We start from the raw sequence: 17,499 nt of genomic DNA, 5'->3' as shown, positions 1-17,499 counted from the left end.
CCTCCCACCGACGCCGGAACGCGCCACCCTCGGCGAACCTCCCGACCAGCAATGTCGTTTCCGCACCGCACGACCGCACGTCACGCCTCGATTATCGACCCAGATCCGCCACCGCGATCGAAAACGCCGATATCAATTTGTTACAGACCGGCGCGTCCGTGGCAAATGTACAGTAACCCGAACTATGGTCCGATGATCAGCGACCGCGTGGCTTCGACTACGTGGGTACGCCCTCCGCCAGATAATCCTGACCACCGACATAGAAGGTGCGACCGGATTCGCCTGCGGCACTTGCGGCCTCGCCGACGACGGCGGCGAACGCCTCGATGGTCGGCAGTACACCGTGATCGCGACGAGCCGAAACCGCCTCGGGATTACGGCGTTCCAGCAAGCGGACAATAATCGTGCCGTCGATCATGTCGCCGGACACCACATTCAGCCCGATACCACGCTCGGTCAGCTCCGGAATCATTGCGCGCAAGGCGTCTTCACCCGCACGCTTGCTCGCGGCGATCGGCTCATAGTCCGCCGGAACGGGTTTGCGGCCGTGGAAGTGGGCCTGATGGCTGGTCACGAAGACGATCCGGCCGCCGGACGGCAGGTGTGGCAAGGCTTCCCGCACCAGACGGACCTGCGCGTCACGGTTCAACGCCATCGCGTAATCGGGGGCGGCATTGCGCTCGAGACCGCCGGATGCGTTGAGCACCAACACATCCAGCCGACCGAACTCCATCACCACAGCGGCGATCATCGCCGACGTGGCGTCCGCAGCCGCGATATCGGCACCGGCGATCGAGGCACTGCCACCGGCAGCGCCGATCTCATCGGCGATCGCCTGGGCGCGCTTGCGCTTCTCCCGATAGTTGATGATCACGTGATCACCGCCCGCCGCCAGCACTTTCGCCGTCTCGGCCCCTATCCCCCGCGACGCGCCGGTGATCAGCACAATCCGTCGTTCCGTCGAGTCGCCCACCATCTGCCTCTCGTTCATCAGCCCACAGCAACGCTTCTAATTTAGAATCACTATGGTAGTTCGAAATGAGAAGTGCAAATGGAGCCAAGCCGTCGCGCGGGCAAGACGACCCGGCGCACGCGCCCATGCTGGCCACCATGGAGCTCATCGGCCAACGGTGGATCCTGCGCGTCCTCTGGGAGTTGGAACCCGGCCGCCTCGGCTTCCTCGAACTGCGCCGCCGCATGGGCAACTGTTCGTCGAGCATGCTCTCGACCCGCCTGCAGCACCTCCAGACCGCGGGCGTGATCACCAAGAACGCGGACAAAACCTACGAACTCACCGCCGCGGGCCGCGACCTCACCGCCGCGCTGCGGCCACTCTGGAGCTGGTCCGAACGATGGACCCCGCCATCTCCCGATCCCGAGTAGTGCGTACGACAAAGGCGGTCCCCGGCGCACTACCGGGAACCGCCTTCGCCTAGGACAGGGTTACTTCAAGCGGAGCTTGCCGAACAGACCTTCCTTCTCGTCGTCCGGGCCCGCAGTGAAGTACAGCGAGTCGGCGTCGCCGAGGCTCTCGCCATTGCCGAACATCAGAGCCCACAGACCCGCGATCTCGACCGGCTGGCCCTTCTCGTCGCGCAGGTAGTCGACGAACTTGCCGGTGGCGTCGTCGTAGGCGAGCACATGGCCGAGGCCACCGAAGTTGCCGACGAGCAGCTTGCCGCTGAGCGGACCGAAGTTCGCGGGCGCCACCGCGACACCCCACGGCGCATTGAGGCGACCGCCGTCGTCGAGGATGCGAACCAGCTTGCCGCTGCCGTCGAATTCCGCGACCTTGCCCTTGGCGGGCTTGCCCTTGGCGTCCTTCTCCTGGTCCTTGTCGAGCGAATCCTCTTCGGCCTTGTCGAACTTGGACGCGTCCTGCTCATCCGGCTTGGTGTCCGCGTACGAGACGAATACACGGTTGCCGACGGTGGTCACATTGAACGGGGCGGGATCGCCGGGCTTGGCCTTCTTGCCCTTATCCGGGGCGGCCGCGTCGATCTGGTCGCCGGTGGCGAAGGGGTTGGCGAAGCCGACGGTCGGGATCAGCTGCCAGTCCTTGTCGAAGGTGCGGACCTGCGGGTTCTCGCCGAAGTCGGCGGCGAGCAGCTTGTCACCGGAGGGAGCGAGTGCGATGCCGAAGAACGCCATGCCCTGGGACTCGCCGTCGAAGACCAGATTCGCCGGACCGTCGTGCCGGATGATCGCGCCCTCGGGCCCCTGCTCGGTCCAGGCCGAAATCTTGCCGGAGTCGGTGGCGAAAATGAAGCGCGACGAACCGGTCAGCAGCACCGGCGCACCGTCGACGTCCACCGGCTGGTCGCGCACGACGAACAGATCGGAGGTGATGGGAGCGCCGTTGAACACGACGCCGGTGGTCTTGCCGCTGCTCTTGTCCGAGGTGTCGGCATCCGCACCCGGAACCGTGACGATCTTCAGCGGATCCTGGAACAGCTTCTGCACCTTGGGATCCGCGGACGCGCTGACATCGCCGACGAATTGGAACGATTTACCGCCCGCGCCGACCCAGAAGTGCCCGCCCGCGCCCTTCGGGCGATCGGCTAGGCCCCACGCGTTCACCATATCCGGAAAGGTGTACTGCGCTTTGTATTCGGCCGTGTTGGCGGCGAGGTTGGTCTGCGCGTAGTGGTTGCCGTCGAGGGCAGGCACTTCATCGTTAGACGACTTCGAATCCGAGCATGCCGCGGCCACGACCAGGGCAGCGCCGAGCACCGAGGCGCGCAGCAGACCGTTGCGGGCGCGCGACCACCAGGCACCGTTGCGGCGCGATTCACTAAGGCGTGCGTTCAACTTCTTCGTCCTTTCCAGCCACTCGCAACCCTCATTTGGCGATTAGGCGACGCTAACCTTAGCTTGCAAGAATTTCGACCGTATCGGAACGTCCCGAATCCGACGGGTTTAAGCTGTCGCGCGTGGTCGCCCCCCAACCTTCCGTCGCCCCTCATCCGGATATCGCTCCGCTCGCTCCATTGCTCGGCACATGGCGCGGACCAGGGCACGGCGAGTACCCGACCATCGAGTCATTCGACTATGTCGAAGAAATCAAGTTCGGCCACCTCGGCCGACCGTTCCTCACCTACCGGCAGCGCACCCGCGCGGCCGACGGCAGCCGACCGATGCATGCCGAAACCGGTTATCTGCGGTGCCCGCGCCCGGATCACGTCGAATTGATCCTGGCCCACCCGACCGGCATCACCGAGATCTGTGAGGGCAGCCTCACCATCATCGATGGTGAACTGCAGATGGAATTCGAATCGACCAGCATCGGCCGCAGCAGTACGGCGAAAGTGGTGACCGCCCTCGGCCGTTCGATCAAGTTGGCCGGGGACACCATCGACTACACCCTGCGCATGGCCGCGGTCGGCGAACCACTTACCCACCACCTCGCGGCGACGCTGCACCGCGCCTGATCAGTCGCGGGACGGATCAGGACGCCAGGGCACATACGGCCGGCCCGCGGCCCGAGCGGCGGCCTCGGCCGAATGCAGTTGGTACGGCGTGATACCGCCCGTCTCCCAAGCGCCGACGGAACCCGCCGCAACGGCCTCGTGTGACTTCGCGGTCAATCCGATCTCGTTGCGCACCACCGCGATCGGCCGATCGGCCAGCGTGAACCAGTCCAGGTCGAGGAAATCGTGGCTGCCATGGGTGAGCGCCCCGCGTCGCATCGCGTCGCCGAGGCGCGTCGCCATGCCCGCGGTGCGCAAATGCCCTTCATCGGCTTCGAACAATCCCGCTCCGGCATGTAGGTAACCGGTTTCGAAGAGCGAAATCACCATGGCGAGCAGGCTGAACGCGCGCGGGTCGTCATTGGCGCGCGCCATGAATGCGAATACCTCGATCTCGTTTTCCAGCGTGGTGCCGTATCCGGCGAGCACATGCACCCAGTCGTGCTGGGCGAGCAGCGGCGGCGCGGAACCCGGCAGACCGGGCGTGACGAAGCCACGGTCGGCATAGAAGTCGGAGACGCCGCGGCCGAGCGTACCTACGGGCAACTCGCGCAGAGTAGCCCAGTGCGCCGCCAACGCCGGATCATCGCTGACCTGCCCCCAGGACGAATCCAAACTTTCGGTGTGCAGCGCGGTCAACCGGCTCGGATCCAGCCCGCCGAGATAACCGTTGCGGTCGAAGTCGACCGCGGCGAGTTCGATCGCACCTTCGGCATATTTCTGCGCCACCGCGATCATCTCGTCGTCGACCTCGAGCGCGTCGGCGAACTCCCGCAGTTTGGTCGCGACCGCGGGCGGCAACGGCCGCACCACCAGCGCGGACAGCAACATCGTCTGCACGATCCGCTCCCGGAAGATCCGATTGCGCCGGGCCAGCCCGACCGCGAAGCTCTCGGCATCGACGGTCGGCAGTGTCTCCAAGTCGACTCGATGTCCGGTCATCGACAGGAACAGTGACGGAATCAGCAACTGCTGCAGCGGGGTCAGCCCGTCCGCGCCGGCTGCCGCGGCGACCACACCGCTGGCCAGCAGCTCAACTTCGGCCGCATCGGGCGGGGTCAGCAGTACATCTTCCATCCGGTCAACTCCAACAAGATCGCCGACAATGTCCACCCCGGCGGTGGACGATCACATTATCGATCCGAATCCGGCACGGCGCGTAGTCATTTCGCCGACGGCGTAGTCGCGACGGGCACGGCGTGCCATCGGTGCGTATGCTGAATTCCATCGCGTGACGCTTCCGTCGGCGAAACAGCCGTGGGGCAGCGGCGGTCCGGAAGCAGTTGCGTTCGGAGGGAATCTGGTGGGCTCTGCGGGCTCGAATCGACCGGCGCTCGATCTTCGAGTGCTCGGACCGGTGCGCCTGCTGGTCGATGCTCGAGCGATACCGTTGCCCGGCGCCAAACTTCGCGCGCTGCTCGCCATGCTCGTCATCAACCGCCGCAATGCCGTCGCGAAAACCGCGCTGGCGAACAGCATCTGGGAAGAGGAGATGCCGAATCGCTCCGTCGACGGCCTCTACGCCTACGTCTCGAATCTGCGCACCGTGCTGCGTTCGGCCGGGGTCGACGACCGGGCCATCCTGCGCACCGTGCACGCCGGATACCTCCTCGATATCGGCGAGGATCAATGCGATGTCGGCCGCTTCGAGCGGGCCAGGACCCAGGGCTCGCTGGCCTTCACCACCGGCGATCTGGAAACCGCGGCTGAATGTTTCGCCGACGCGCTCGCGCAGTGGAGTGGTGAGGCGGTCGCCGGACTACGCGGGCTGCGTTTCGCCGACAATTTCGCCACCGATATGGACGAGCGCCGGTTGAATGCCATCGCCGATCGCCTGGACGCGGATATCGCATGCGGGCGCGAAGGCGCTGTCCTGGGCGAACTGACCGCACTGACCACCGAACACGCCGTGAACGAGCGGCTCTGGCGACTGTTCATCTCCGCGCTCTACCGCGCGGGCCGCCAAGCCGACGCACTCGCCGCCTGTCTGCGCATTCGTCGCAACCTAGCCGACCAGCAGGGCATCGACCCGGATCCGCGCACCCTGGCACTGGAGGCGGCGATCCGCAGCCAGCAGGCACTGCCGGCGGTCTCCTCCTCCCCCGGGGCGACCAAGCGGGATCTGCCCGATGTGCTGCGGCAGGCCTGGCTGCGGGTCGGCGACGGTGAGGCGATCGCCATTCCGGCGACCGGGCTGCGGATCGGCCGGGAATGGGACAACGACATCGTGCTCGACGATGCCCGGGTCAGCCGCAAGCACGCGCGCATCGTGCCGCGCGAGAACCGGATCTTCATCCGGGATCGGGATTCGGCCAACGGCGTCTACGTCAACGGTGTGCCGATCGGTGCCGATACCGCACTCGCGCACGGCGATGTCATCCGAATCGGTTCCACCACACTGCGTTACGAGATGCCCGATCGCGGAGCCCCGCCGGAGTCGACCAGTCGCACCAACTGAGTCGGGGTTCAGTACTCTGCGGGCAGGGCGGCGAGCATATCGCGCGTCACGGCGACGGCATTGTCCGAACTGCCGCCCTTGACCAGCAAGGTCGCGAAGGCCAGATCCCCGCGATAGCCGACGAACCACGAATGCGAGCCGCCGTCGACCTCGGCCTCCCCGGTCTTCCCGTATACCTCGCCCTGGTCGGCAATGCGTTCGGCGGTGCCGCCGGTGACCACTTTGCGCATCATCATGCGCAAACCATCGATCACCTCGGACCCGATGGCCGGACGGTCGCCTTTGATCTCCGTGGTCCGTCCGGCGATCAGATACGGCACCGGCGCCGACCCGTGCGCGACGGTCGCGGCCAGCATCGCCATTCCGAACGGGCTCACCACCACCTTGCCCTGGCCGATGCCGTCCTCGGTACGCTGGATCATATCGTCGGCCGGTGGCACCGAACCCGATTCGGTCGGCAGGCCCGGAACCGTATAACCCTGTCCCACACCAAGTTTCGCGGCGGTATCGTGCAGCGCGTCGCTGGGCAGGTCACTGGCCAACTTCGCGAATGCGGTATTGCAGGACCGCTCGTAGGCGGTGGCCATCGGTACGTCACCGAGTTGGAATAGGTTGTAGTTCGGAATTGTCCGCTCCCCGATGACAATTCGGCTCGGACACGGCAAAACCGTTTCGGGCGTGGCCTTTCCGAGCGACATCGCCGCGGCCGCGGTCACCGTCTTGAAGACCGAGCCCGGCGGATACTGGCCGATGGTGGCCACCGGACCGGCACGGTCGGCCGCCCTGTTCTGTGCGACAGCGAGAAGCGCGCCGGTCGACGGCCGCAGCACCACCATCATGGTCTGCTCCTCGCGGCCGCTGACGGCACGCTGTGCGGAGTTCTGCACATTGCGGTCGATGCTGAGCGAGAACGACGGGGCGGGTTGTGCGGGCACCTCGGTGAGTACGTCGGTATCGGCGCCGTTGGCGTTCATGGTGACAACGCTCCAGCCCGCCTTGCCGTCCACCTCGGCGATCACCGTCTTGCGCACCTGCGCGAGCAGATCGGGTGCGAAATCCCGGTCGGTGGGGACCATATCCCACTGCTGGGTCAGCGTTACCCCGGGCAGACCGATGAGATCTCCACTCACCTGGTCGAATTCGTACTCGCTCAACAGCGCCACGGTGTACTCACCCTTGGCGGCGGACGCCGCGCTCAGGATCGCCTCAGGGGTGAGCCGGTCGTCGAAGCGGTGCAAGGCCGCCGCCAGCGAGGTCGCCGTATAACCCGGATCCGGTGCGGAGGCCACGGTGAACGCGACCCGAGATACCTTGCCCGGCACCAGCACATCGCTGCCGGACTGCTCGTTCACCCTGGCGCGCGGGGCCGGGTTGGCGCGCAGTGCCATGGTCTGGGTGGCGCCGAGTTTGGGGTGGATATCGGCGGAGGTCCAGCGCACCATCCAGCGGCCGTCACTGCGGCCCATCTGCAATTGGCCGGTGTATTTCCAGATCCGGTCCTTGGGCAGGCGCCACTCGTAGGTGTATTCGACGGTCGCGGTGTCGCCGGTGACCCTGGCCGCGCCGGTATGCGCGGTCAACTTGTCGGCCTGCAACTCGTCCCATGCGGAACGCAGTGCGGCGGTTGCCTTCTCGGGCTGACCGGTGAGTTCGGCCGCGGCCTCGATGTCGTGGCCGGCGAAGGCGGCAAGGAAGGCATCGGCCACGGGCACCGGTCCCTGTGGATCGGCCGAGCAGCCGGATCCCGCCGCCGCGAAAGCCGCGACGGCCAGCGTAATGAGCATGCGAGTCGACATCGGGACCGATCGTATAGTCAACCGCGAGCAAACGGCTGTGGCACACCGATGTTCGGTGCCGCCTTCAGTCGAGCAGCACGGTCGCGAAGGTGGCGATCTGCCGGAATCCGACCCGGCTGTAGGCCCGGCGGGCGATGCTGTTGTAGTCGTTCACGTAGAGGCTCGCGGTGCGGCCCGAGGCCACCACCGCATTCGCCACGGCGGCGGTACCGCGGGTGCCGAGACCGGCGCCGCGACGTTGCGGATGTACCCACACACCCTGGATCTGCCCGGTCCGCCGGGACAGCGATCCGACCTCGGCCTTGAACACCACTTCGCCGTCCTCGAAACGCGCCCAGGCGCGGCCGGATTCGATCAGGCTCTGGATCCGGCGCCGATAGCCGCGGCCGCCGTCACCGGCGCGGGGATCCACCCCGACCTCCTCGATGAACATGGCGATCGCCGCGGCGAGATAGCGCTCCAACTCATCCGGCCGAACCCGGCGGACCTGCGCGTCAGCGGAGGCAAGCGCGGGCTGGCCGAGGGCTAGCAGCGGCTGCGCACCGCGTAGCTCGCGTTCCGGTCCCCAATGCGCGGACAGCATCTCCCACAGCGGCAGCGTCAATTCCTGACGCCCGACCACCGACGAACACACCCGGGGCCAGCGGATCGCCCGAGTGGCAAAGGCGCGCAACGCGTCCTCGTCACCGCGCAAGGGCACCAGATTCGCACCCGAGAAGCACAGCGATTCCGACGGACCACCCCGACTCCACAGTTCACCGTGTCCGACGCCGGTATCCAAGCCGAATTCCTGTAACCGCGCCGCCACCATGCACGAGGCGATCGGATCGCTATCCAGCACCCGCAGCACCTGTGCCAGATCCCGATTCGCGAGCTGACGCGCCGGGGCATCCTTGGCCCGTCGCGCCGGCTCCAGCAGACTCCGCACATCGACAGCCTGCCACGAATCGGTCGACTGTGGTACGGCTACTCGGGAACTCCCGCCCGTAACGACCGCTTGCGGGTCGCTCGCAAGGTCAGCCGACGGTGACGACGGGTTCGCCCGCGCCTTCGGTCTCGCCCATCTCTTCGGCAATGCGCATGGCCTCTTCGATCAAGGTCTCCACGATCTGTGCCTCCGGCACGGTCTTGATGACCTGCCCCTTGACGAAGATCTGGCCCTTGCCGTTGCCCGAGGCGACACCGAGGTCGGCCTCGCGCGCCTCACCCGGACCATTGACCACGCAGCCCATCACGGCCACCCGCAGCGGCACCTCCATGCCCTCCAGACCGGCGCTCACCGCATTGGCCAAGGTGTAAACATCGACCTGGGCGCGACCGCAGGACGGGCAGGAGACGATCTCGAGTTTGCGCGGGCGCAGGTTCAGCGACTGCAGGATCTGCCCGCCGACCTTGACCTCCTCGGCCGGCGGCGCGGACAGCGATACCCGGATCGTGTCGCCGATGCCCTCCGACAGCAGCGCGCCGAATGCGACGGCGGACTTGATCGTGCCCTGGAACGCCGGACCGGCCTCGGTCACACCGAGGTGCAGCGGGTAGTCCGACTGCGCGGCCAACTGGCGATAGGCCTCGACCATGACCACCGGATCGTTGTGCTTGACCGAGATCTTGATATCGCCGAAGCCGTGCTCTTCGAACAGGCTCGCCTCCCACAGCGCCGATTCGACCAGCGCCTCTGGGGTCGCCTTGCCGTACTTCTCCAACATCCGCTTATCCAGCGAACCGGCGTTCACGCCGATGCGAATCGGGATGCCGGCGGCGCCTGCGGCCTTGGCCACCTCGCCGACCCGGCCGTCGAATTCCTTGATATTGCCCGGGTTTACGCGCACCGCGGCACAACCCGCATCGATGGCGGCGAAGATATAGCGCGGCTGGAAATGAATATCCGCGATGACCGGGATCTGGCTCTTGCGCGCAATGGTCGCCAATGCGTCGGCGTCCTCCTGACGCGGGCAGGCGACGCGCACGATATCGCAGCCCGAGGCCGTCAGTTCGGCGATCTGCTGCAGGGTGGCGTTGACGTCGTGGGTTTTGGTGGTGGTCATCGACTGCACGGAAATCGGGTGATCGCTGCCGACGCCCACATTGCCCACCATCAATTGGCGGGTCTTGCGGCGAGGCGCGAGAACGGCCGCGGGTGCGGTCGGCATCCCCAATCCGATTGTGCTGGTCACTTTCGGCTGCCTACTTTCGTGCGTACTGTTTCGGGCCGTTCGCCTACCGAGGATAGCCGCGTGTTGCGGCTGCCCACCCTGTGACAGCCATGACATGAGTCATGACACACAGATGTCCCGAAATGCCAGCAATCCGGCGTACGCGGTGGTTATCGCGGAACAACCGCGACAGGTTAGCGCGTCAGCGGAACAACTGGATCGGATTCACGATGTCGGCGACCAGCGTGAGCACCATATACGCACCGCCGATCACCACTGCGACGTAGGTCACCGGAAGCAGTTTCAAATAGTCGACCGGAGCGCCCGGTGCCAGTCCCTTCCAGCCGCGGACGGTATTGCGGACCTTCTCGTAGAGCACCACCGCGATATGGCCGCCGTCCAGCGGCAGCAGCGGCAGCAGGTTGAACGCGCCGAGGAAGAAGTTCAGGCTGGCCAGGACCAGGATGAATACGCCCCACAGGCCGCGCTCGGCGGTCTCGCCGCCGATCTTGCTCGCGCCGTAGACACTGACCGGGGTTTCCGGATCGCGTTCGCCACCGGTCACCGCGGTCCACAGCGCGGAAACCTTCTGCGGCATCTGGGCCAGCGATTCCACCGTGCGCACGAACATCTGCCCGGTGTAGGCGCCCGCGGCCGGAATCGCGGCCAGCGCGTTGTACTTCAGCGGCTCGTAGTACTCCGAACCGACACCGACCGCACTGACCTCGCGGCCCGGCCCGCCGTCATCGGGATAGCGGGTGACGCGCTCCGGAGTGACCTCGATGGTCCTGGTCCGACCGTCCCGCTCGATGGTGTAAGTGAACGGGCCGGTCTGCTTCTGGGTTTCGGCGGTGAACTGCTGCCACGTCGTCACCTTCACGCCGTTGACGGCCTTGACCACGTCACCGCGCTGCATGCCGGCCTGCTGCGCCGGTCCGGTGCCCTGGCAGTCGGCCAGCGATTTGTCCGGATTCTGCTGGGCGACACATTTCATCGCGCCGATGGTGGTCGCGGGCGGCTGGTCGAAACGCGGCAGTCCCCAGCCGATGGCGAGCACGACCAGCAGCAGGAAACCGAGCACGAAGTTCATCGCGATCCCGCCGAACATCACGACCAGGCGCTTCCAGGTGGCCTGGCGGTACATCGCCCGGTCGAGATCCTCGGGCGCGAGTTCGTCCAATGCGGTCATGCCCGCGATATCGCAGAAGCCGCCGAGCGGGAGTGCCTTGAGACCGTATTCGGTTTCACCGCGCCGGAACGAGAAAATCTTGGGACCGAAGCCGATGAAATAGCGCCGCACCTTCATGCCGGTGGACTGGGCGGCCCACATATGCCCGCATTCGTGCAGCGCGATCGAAATCGTGATGCCGAGGGCGAACAGTACGAACCCCAACGCGAACACCATTTGCTGTACAGCCCTCCTGCGTTGCGCAGCTCGCCTCGAATGAAGTGCGGCCGCCCGCAGCGGCCGCGATTACCCGCAAAGGCGCGTCCGTCCGCGCCGCGGGCACCCCGACCACAGTAACCGGATGCCGACCAACCCTCTCGGGTAAGTCTGCCAGGCCGCCGTCCTGCGGCGCGCCCGATACGGTTCTATCAGCGATCGACGAGGGTGCGCGCGTAGTCGCGGGCCCAGGTATCGGCGGCGAGTACGTCTTGCAATGTCTCCGGTTCGGCGCGCCACCGATCGGCCGCCTCGACCGCGCGGGCGACGGTGCGCACGATATCCGGGAAGCGGATGATCCCGTCCAAAAAGGCTTGCACCGCAATCTCATTCGCCGCGTTGTAGACCGCGGTGACGCTGCCGCCCGCGGTGCCCGCCTGCCTGGCCAGCTCGACCGCGGGGAACACCGCATTGTCGACCGGCTCGAATTCCCAGGTCGACGCGGTGCTGAAGTCGCAGGCGGCGGCCGCGCCCGGTACGCGATCGGGCCAGCCGAGTGCAAGTGCGATCGGCAGCTTCATATCCGGCGGGCTGGCCTGGGCCAGCGTGGAGCCGTCTTTGAAGGTGACCATGGAGTGCACGATCGACTGCGGATGCACCGTGACGTCGATGCGGTCGTAGGGCACCCCGAACAGCAGATGCGTCTCGATCAGTTCGAGGCCCTTGTTCATCAGCGAGGCCGAATTCAGCGTATTCATCAGGCCCATCGACCAGGTCGGATGCGCCTTCGCCTCGGACGGATTCACCGATTCCAGCATTTCGGTGGTCCAGCCGCGGAACGGACCTCCCGACGCGGTCAGCACCAGCCGGTCCACCTCCTCGGCCCGGCCACCGCGCAGGCACTGGGCGAGCGCGGAATGTTCGGAGTCGACCGGCACGATCTGCCCGGGTGCCGCGGCACGGGTCACGAGCGAGCCGCCCGCGACGAGGGATTCCTTATTCGCCAGCGCCAGTCGGGTGCCCGATTGCAAGGTGGCAAGGGTCGGCTCCAGGCCGAGCGAACCGACCAGTGCGTTGAGTACGACATCTGCCTCACTGCGGCGCACCAGTTCGGTGACCGCGCTGGGCCCGCTCAGCGCCAGGTCGAGTCGGGTGCCCGCGGCCGGATCGGCGACCGCGACATTGCGGGTCCCGGTCGCGGCCATCTGGGCCGCGAGCAGCTCGGTATTGCCGCCGCGCGCGGCGAGGCCGACCACCTCGAACTTGTCGGGATTGGCGGCGATTACCTCGAGCGCCTGGGTACCGATGGAACCGGTGCTGCCGAGCAGAAGGACTCTCACGATGTCGGACACGGCCCCATTGTGGCAGCGGGGCCAGCGACGCGCCCGAAGGCGGTAGCCTGCGTAACCGCATAGGGCGCCGCTCGCCGATCGAACACAGCCCTGCTGGCTACGACGAGCGGTCGTATGCCACGATATCGGCAGCAACGCTTACACCGAGCTAAGGAGCGATCGTGGCCGCCACGGAACTCGAACCCACCAGTGACCGCGCAATCGTCACCCACGTGGATACCGCCGAGGTTCCGTCCGCCGAATGGGGCTGGAGCGGGGAATCGCGCCGCACCTTCCGTGTCGCGGGCTGGATCGTCTGCGTGATCCTGCTGGCCATGACGATCGGCAACCACAAGGGCCACATCGAAGACGTGTTCCTGGTCGGTTTCGCCGCCGTGATCGCGGGCATCATGATCCGCGACTCGATCCTGCGCCGCAAGCCTCGCTAGTCCACACCGAAGATATCGACTCGCTCGGGGATTCGCCCGCCTAACGCCCTCGTCGCTTGGCGGGCTTTTTCTTGGCTCCGGCGTTCTTGATCGAACGCTTGGCAGTGGCCTTCTTCGGCTCGGTCTTCTTGCGCGGAGCCTGGGCTCGCGAGCTGCGTTCCGAACGGCCGCGCACGATGCCGACGAACTCTTCGATCAGTTCGGTGGTATGTGCGGACGGCCAGGCCAGGGCGATTTCCGTGGCCGGGACGCCCATCATCGTCCGGTAGACGAGGTCGCGGCGGGCGTACAGCCGCGCGATGGAATGCGGGACGATGGCGACGCCGACACCGGCCGCGACCAATTCGATGGTGCCCGCGATCGCATCGATATCGCTCGAGTCCTGAATCCGTTCACCCTCCAGATCGCCCATGCCCACCTGTTCGAAAAGCGACAGGGTGTGGTCTTTGGGCACCACTACGACGGGAAGCTCGCGGTAGAGCGGAATCGCGCTCAGACCTTCACGATCGATGGGCAAGCGGACGAAACAGGCGTCGACGCGCCCGTCACGCAGCGCGGTGAGTTGTTCGGCCATCGGGATCGGGAGAATCTCGAGCGCGGTGTTCGGGAACCGCTCACTCCAGATCCGCGTCCATTTGGAGACCGTCACACCAGGTACGAAGCCGACTCGCAATGCCACATCCTCGGCAGCCACGGGCGCGGGCTTCTCCTCGGTGCGCGCGATGATATCCCTGGCGTCGCGCAGCAGCTGCTGTCCGGCCTCGGTCAGCTGCGTCGGCTGCGCTCCGGGCACAAAGAGTTTCGTTCCGATTTCTTGCTCCAAGTCGATCACCGTGTGACTCAACTTCTGCCGCGAAATGTGCAGCGATTTCGCCGCGCGGGCGAAATGCAGTTCCTCGGCAACCGCGACAAACCAGCGCAGGCGGGTCACGTCGATGGACTCGGGGTTCATTCGTACGAGGGTATTGCCATCGGGGCTGTCGACTCGCGAGGCGGGTGGTCCGAGGGCACACACGGGGCCGATACGCGGTGGCCTCGCATTCGCTCGTCCGAGCGCAACAGACTGCGGGCGGACTGCGTCCGGCTGTGACCATTAGGCTGTACCGGTGAGCCCGGATAAGAAACCGCAGACCATGAAGCCGCTGACCGCGGCGAACAAGCTCGGCATCTACCTTCCGGCGACGCCCGAGGAATTCCGCAACTCCTCGATCTCCCGCGCCGAACTCGAAGAGTTGCGCACCAATCCCCCGGCCTGGCTGACCGAACTGCGCAAGACCGGCCCCTTCCCGCGCGATGTCGTCGCCCGCAAACTCGGAGTTTCCAATACCGGCCTGGCCCGCGCCGAAGTCTCGGACGCGATGAACGCCGAGGAAATCGCCGCCCTGCTCGCCGACCCGCCCGAATGGCTGATCCGCGAACGCGAGAACTACGCCGCGGTGCTGAAGGAAAACGAGCGCATCAAAACCCAACAGGCCGAACGCCGCGCCGCTTCCAACCGGCCCGCCAAGCACCGCACGTAGAACAGCCGCACCCAACTGGGGTGCGGCTGTATTCGAGTGGTGGAAGCGGTTATGTCGCACCGGATTTCGTGGTGACCAGTTGGCAGGATCCGTCGGTGCACGAGCGCTGCAGTCGGCCGCGGGACAGCGTCTGGAGCAAGCCGATCGCCCAGCAGGTCGGGCAGCCACGCAGCGCGACGAGACCGACCGGCAGGAGCAACAGACCGACGGGGCCGACCGCAGGCATCAGCGCGAACGAACCGACCACAGCGCCGAATCCGATTGCGCCACGGGCCAAATGGCGCGATAGCGACGCACTGGCGAACTCATCTTTCATTACCGACCTCCAAACTCCCCTGCACCGCCGCACGCGCCCGATGCAGCCGTGATTTCATGGCCGCGGTACTCAGCCCGAGCAGGTCCGCGACCATCCGACCGCTGTAGCCCTGCACATCTCGCATGATCAGCACCTGCCGCTGATCGCCGGGCAGTGCGGCGATCGCGGCGGCCACCCGCTCGGCCTCCCAGCGACTGAGCGCCTCCTCTTCCGCCGATGCGATGGCCGAGTCGGGCATCGGTTCGGCCCGACGCACGCGTAACCGCAGTTGCCGCACACATTCATTGCGCACAATGCGAAACATCCACGAGGCCAACGCACCCGATGCCCGCAATGTCCCGATCTTGCGGTACAGAATGATCAGCGCCTCCTGCGCCGCATCCTCGGCATCCTCCGGCGTCGCGCACAGCGAGTACGCGAAGCGCCGCACATGCGGATGCGACCCGGACACCAGCGAGGTGATCGACTCGATATCGCCCGCCCGCGCCGCGGCGACGAGATGTTCGTCGGGCCAGCACACCTCGGTCATTCCGACCGGCTCCGCCGCCGCAGCACGGTAATGCTGCACGCGCAAATGAGCAGCGCCCCAACAACAATCGCGGCTATGATCACGACAAACCTCCCGATATCGTGCCGACCGTGTTGCCGACACAAGTATGAGAGGTGTAAACCCGCACAAAGGATTCACCGCGATCGAGCACCGCAGCCCGATCCATGCGGACAAACGACCAGACGTTGTTACGATGTGCCGAGTGGCATCAAGGAGGTGCGGTGGCTGAGGCCGATCGGGCGCCGGTACGCGTCGATCCATCCAAGCCGAACGCTGCTCGGGTGTACAACTATCTACTCGGCGGTAAAGACAACTACGAGGTGGACCAGCGGGTCGCCGAGCGCATGCTCGCGGTCGCGCCGGACACCAAGACGACGGCCTGGTTCAGTCGAAAATTCCTGCTCAACGCCGTGGAAGAGGCGGCCGAGGAGGGGATTCGACAGTTCATCGATATCGGTGCCGGAATCCCCATCTCGCCCAACGTGCACGAAATAGCGCAGAAGGTCGACCCCTCGGCACGCGTCGTGATGATCGACTACGACCCGGTCGTGCACGTGCACGCCAACGCGCTGCTGTCCGGCACATCCGGTGTCACATCGATACTCGGTGATATTCGCCGCACGGACGAGATCATCGAGAAGGCGCGGACCGAAGGACAGATCGATTTCGACCAGCCGGTAGCGATTCTGATCGTCGGCGTGCTGCATTACGTGATGGACGATGAGCATCCGGCGGATATCATCGCGCGCTTGCGCGATGCAATGGCGCCGGGAAGCATGCTGGCCTTCACCCACGGATCCGTCCACACGGAACCGGAGTTCGTCGAGCGGTCGACCGCAGACACTGACGGCAGCTCGGCACAGGTGCAATTCCGGACACCGGAGACGGTGGCCGCCTACCTGGACGGTTTCGAGGTGGTCGAGCCCGGTCTGGTACCGGTGCAGGAATGGCTCGACGACGACCTGCCCGGCACGCAGTTGGTGATCCTGGGCGGAATCGGGCGCAAGCCCTAGGTCGCGGCGAGCGTATCGGCGCGTGCCGCGAGCGCGTCGGCGATCGGACGCGGACGGCGACCGAGTCCACATGCACTCGCGACGCCGTCCACCGGTCTACTCAGCGCGTTCTCGATCAACCGCAAGGTCTCGACCTGCTCTGGCACCGTGGGAGTGTCGTGGACGAATCCCGCGTAGAAGTTGGTGCCCGCGCCGAGTGACAGGTCCGCGAGGGGTGCGTAGAACGCGGGATCGGCCGACGGCGGGATATCTCCGGCCGCAAGCGGACCGTGCACATAGGTCAGCGGGCGATCCGAAGGCCACTGCCGGGCAACGGAATTGGCCAGGTCCACGAAGGGTCGCAGATCACGCATGCTGGCCCGGGACTTGTTATGCATACTTCCGACGCACAGGTGCACGCCGAATCTGGTTCCCGCAGGGGTGGATTCGGCCAGCGCCGCAATCCCCTCGCCGAGGCGCAATGCCGCCTCCAGCCGTCGGTGCAGTGGCTGCGCCTTCGCCATGAGCACCATTTCCGCGGTCGCCTCCAATTGCACGACCACGTCCTCGGTACCGACCAGTTCGTGGATGGCCGCGATATCGCGCACGGTCGCGTCACGGAATGCCTTGCGGTGCGACCGGACACCTGGAATGCCCATGGCGATGAAGGCCAGGGTGAAATCGGTCGGCATCCCGATCTGGAGAGTGAGTTCGGGCAGCTCGCGCGCCGTACGCAAACCCTGGAATATCGGCAGCGCCTCCTGGGCCTCGGCGAGATAACCGAGCTCCATCATGTCGCCCGTCAGCTCGCGACCAGTCGGAACGCGATGGATGGTCCGCTCTCGACTCGAGCGCCACGTACCCGGCTTCTTCACTTCCAATGCGCCCTGCGCCACCAGATCCTCGATGATCGGCTGGATGTAGAACTCGTAGCGACGCGTTTCCCCAGTCGGGAGCGTGCGTAGGCGCGGCCCCGTGGCATCGAGCATCGCGCGCATCGCATCGTCGGTACTCGTACCCGGAAAGCTGCCGACAAAGTGCACACCACGCGAACCCATGCCGTGCATCGTAGATCGCATC

At 66.0% G+C, this 17,499-nt stretch carries 18 protein-coding genes; 6 read left to right on the top strand and 12 right to left on the bottom strand.

Annotated features, from left to right (window positions below):
- Positions 1-217: 217 nt before the first annotated feature.
- On the bottom strand, positions 218-991 hold the full coding sequence (locus ACQPYR_RS11545; protein ID WP_433630966.1) for an SDR family oxidoreductase: 774 nt from the start codon (positions 989-991) through the stop codon (positions 218-220).
- Positions 992-1,038: 47 nt separating this feature from the next.
- Here ACQPYR_RS11545 and ACQPYR_RS11540 point away from each other — a divergent pair, with 47 nt between their 5' ends.
- Positions 1,039-1,383 (top strand): winged helix-turn-helix transcriptional regulator, encoded by a 345-nt coding sequence (locus ACQPYR_RS11540; protein WP_433630963.1) that lies wholly within the window; start codon positions 1,039-1,041, stop codon positions 1,381-1,383.
- A 60-nt stretch (positions 1,384-1,443) separates the two neighbouring features.
- Here the strand turns inward: ACQPYR_RS11540 and ACQPYR_RS11535 are convergent, their stop codons facing one another.
- Entirely contained in the window at positions 1,444-2,748 is a 1,305-nt protein-coding gene (locus ACQPYR_RS11535; RefSeq protein WP_433635102.1) for a TIGR03118 family protein, read from the bottom strand.
- Between the two features lie 176 nt (positions 2,749-2,924).
- Here ACQPYR_RS11535 and ACQPYR_RS11530 point away from each other — a divergent pair, with 176 nt between their 5' ends.
- Positions 2,925-3,431, top strand: coding sequence for a peroxynitrite isomerase (locus ACQPYR_RS11530; protein ID WP_433635101.1), 507 nt, complete (start codon positions 2,925-2,927; stop codon positions 3,429-3,431).
- Here the strand turns inward: ACQPYR_RS11530 and ACQPYR_RS11525 are convergent, their stop codons facing one another.
- A complete protein-coding gene (locus tag ACQPYR_RS11525) occupies positions 3,432-4,547 on the bottom strand; it encodes a hypothetical protein (protein ID WP_433630960.1) in 1,116 nt (371 codons plus the stop codon).
- Between the two features lie 154 nt (positions 4,548-4,701).
- On the opposite strand from ACQPYR_RS11525, the gene ACQPYR_RS11520 reads away from it, so the two are divergent.
- Positions 4,702-5,928, top strand: a complete 1,227-nt coding sequence (locus ACQPYR_RS11520) for a BTAD domain-containing putative transcriptional regulator (RefSeq protein ID WP_433630957.1) — start codon at positions 4,702-4,704, stop codon at positions 5,926-5,928.
- Positions 5,929-5,936: 8 nt separating this feature from the next.
- Here ACQPYR_RS11520 and ACQPYR_RS11515 read toward each other — a convergent pair whose 3' ends face one another.
- From ACQPYR_RS11515 to dxr, 5 genes are all read right to left on the bottom strand, one after another.
- Positions 5,937-7,724: a penicillin-binding transpeptidase domain-containing protein gene (locus ACQPYR_RS11515; protein WP_433630954.1), complete on the bottom strand. Its 1,788-nt coding sequence runs from the start codon at positions 7,722-7,724 to the stop codon at positions 5,937-5,939.
- Positions 7,725-7,788: 64 nt separating this feature from the next.
- Complete coding sequence (locus ACQPYR_RS11510; RefSeq protein ID WP_433630951.1) at positions 7,789-8,652, bottom strand: GNAT family N-acetyltransferase; 864 nt, start codon at positions 8,650-8,652, stop codon at positions 7,789-7,791.
- A gap of 88 nt (positions 8,653-8,740) precedes the next feature.
- On the bottom strand, positions 8,741-9,898 hold the full coding sequence (ispG, locus tag ACQPYR_RS11505; protein ID WP_433630948.1) for a flavodoxin-dependent (E)-4-hydroxy-3-methylbut-2-enyl-diphosphate synthase: 1,158 nt from the start codon (positions 9,896-9,898) through the stop codon (positions 8,741-8,743).
- A gap of 181 nt (positions 9,899-10,079) precedes the next feature.
- Positions 10,080-11,282, bottom strand: coding sequence for a M50 family metallopeptidase (locus ACQPYR_RS11500; RefSeq protein ID WP_433630945.1), 1,203 nt, complete (start codon positions 11,280-11,282; stop codon positions 10,080-10,082).
- Between the two features lie 191 nt (positions 11,283-11,473).
- Positions 11,474-12,613, bottom strand: a complete 1,140-nt coding sequence (gene dxr, locus ACQPYR_RS11495) for a 1-deoxy-D-xylulose-5-phosphate reductoisomerase (protein WP_433630943.1) — start codon at positions 12,611-12,613, stop codon at positions 11,474-11,476.
- Between the two features lie 161 nt (positions 12,614-12,774).
- Here dxr and ACQPYR_RS11490 point away from each other — a divergent pair, with 161 nt between their 5' ends.
- Positions 12,775-13,041 carry a DUF2631 domain-containing protein gene (locus tag ACQPYR_RS11490; protein WP_063045832.1) on the top strand — a complete coding sequence of 89 codons (267 nt, stop codon included), beginning with the start codon at positions 12,775-12,777 and terminating at the stop codon, positions 13,039-13,041.
- A 40-nt stretch (positions 13,042-13,081) separates the two neighbouring features.
- Here the strand turns inward: ACQPYR_RS11490 and ACQPYR_RS11485 are convergent, their stop codons facing one another.
- The gene (locus tag ACQPYR_RS11485) at positions 13,082-13,993 is read right to left on the bottom strand and encodes a LysR family transcriptional regulator (protein ID WP_433630940.1); all 912 of its coding nucleotides are present in this window, start codon (positions 13,991-13,993) and stop codon (positions 13,082-13,084) included.
- A 154-nt stretch (positions 13,994-14,147) separates the two neighbouring features.
- On the opposite strand from ACQPYR_RS11485, the gene ACQPYR_RS11480 reads away from it, so the two are divergent.
- Positions 14,148-14,561 carry a DUF5997 family protein gene (locus ACQPYR_RS11480; protein WP_433630937.1) on the top strand — a complete coding sequence of 138 codons (414 nt, stop codon included), beginning with the start codon at positions 14,148-14,150 and terminating at the stop codon, positions 14,559-14,561.
- Between the two features lie 49 nt (positions 14,562-14,610).
- On the opposite strand, the gene ACQPYR_RS11475 is transcribed toward ACQPYR_RS11480, so the two are convergent.
- Positions 14,611-14,877: a hypothetical protein gene (locus ACQPYR_RS11475; protein WP_433630934.1), complete on the bottom strand. Its 267-nt coding sequence runs from the start codon at positions 14,875-14,877 to the stop codon at positions 14,611-14,613.
- Positions 14,867-15,445 (bottom strand): RNA polymerase sigma factor, encoded by a 579-nt coding sequence (locus tag ACQPYR_RS11470; protein WP_433630931.1) that lies wholly within the window; start codon positions 15,443-15,445, stop codon positions 14,867-14,869. Before ACQPYR_RS11470 ends, ACQPYR_RS11475 begins: the two co-directional genes overlap by 11 nt.
- A gap of 203 nt (positions 15,446-15,648) precedes the next feature.
- Here ACQPYR_RS11470 and ACQPYR_RS11465 point away from each other — a divergent pair, with 203 nt between their 5' ends.
- A complete protein-coding gene (locus ACQPYR_RS11465; RefSeq protein WP_433630928.1) occupies positions 15,649-16,440 on the top strand; it encodes an SAM-dependent methyltransferase in 792 nt (263 codons plus the stop codon).
- On the opposite strand, the gene ACQPYR_RS11460 is transcribed toward ACQPYR_RS11465, so the two are convergent.
- Positions 16,437-17,477, bottom strand: a complete 1,041-nt coding sequence (locus tag ACQPYR_RS11460) for a hypothetical protein (RefSeq protein WP_433630926.1) — start codon at positions 17,475-17,477, stop codon at positions 16,437-16,439. The genes ACQPYR_RS11465 and ACQPYR_RS11460 overlap by 4 nt on opposite strands.
- Between the last annotated feature and the right edge of the window lie 22 nt (positions 17,478-17,499).

Origin of the sequence: Nocardia sp. CA-120079, from assembly GCF_050955745.1 — a bacterium.
Lineage (GTDB): Bacteria > Actinomycetota > Actinomycetes > Mycobacteriales > Mycobacteriaceae > Nocardia.
This window is presented reverse-complemented; position numbering and strand designations above follow the sequence as displayed.

Coding starts and splice junctions, on each gene's coding strand:
- ACQPYR_RS11540 (WP_433630963.1), top strand. CDS start 1,039: ATGAGAAGTGCAAATGGAGCCAAGCCGTCGCGCGGGCAAGACGACCCG.
- ACQPYR_RS11475 (WP_433630934.1), bottom strand. CDS start 14,877: ATGAAAGATGAGTTCGCCAGTGCGTCGCTATCGCGCCATTTGGCCCGT.
- ACQPYR_RS11525 (WP_433630960.1), bottom strand. CDS start 4,547: ATGGAAGATGTACTGCTGACCCCGCCCGATGCGGCCGAAGTTGAGCTG.
- ACQPYR_RS11500 (WP_433630945.1), bottom strand. CDS start 11,282: ATGGTGTTCGCGTTGGGGTTCGTACTGTTCGCCCTCGGCATCACGATT.
- ACQPYR_RS11460 (WP_433630926.1), bottom strand. CDS start 17,477: ATGGGTTCGCGTGGTGTGCACTTTGTCGGCAGCTTTCCGGGTACGAGT.
- ACQPYR_RS11515 (WP_433630954.1), bottom strand. CDS start 7,724: ATGTCGACTCGCATGCTCATTACGCTGGCCGTCGCGGCTTTCGCGGCG.
- ACQPYR_RS11485 (WP_433630940.1), bottom strand. CDS start 13,993: ATGAACCCCGAGTCCATCGACGTGACCCGCCTGCGCTGGTTTGTCGCG.
- ACQPYR_RS11545 (WP_433630966.1), bottom strand. CDS start 991: ATGAACGAGAGGCAGATGGTGGGCGACTCGACGGAACGACGGATTGTG.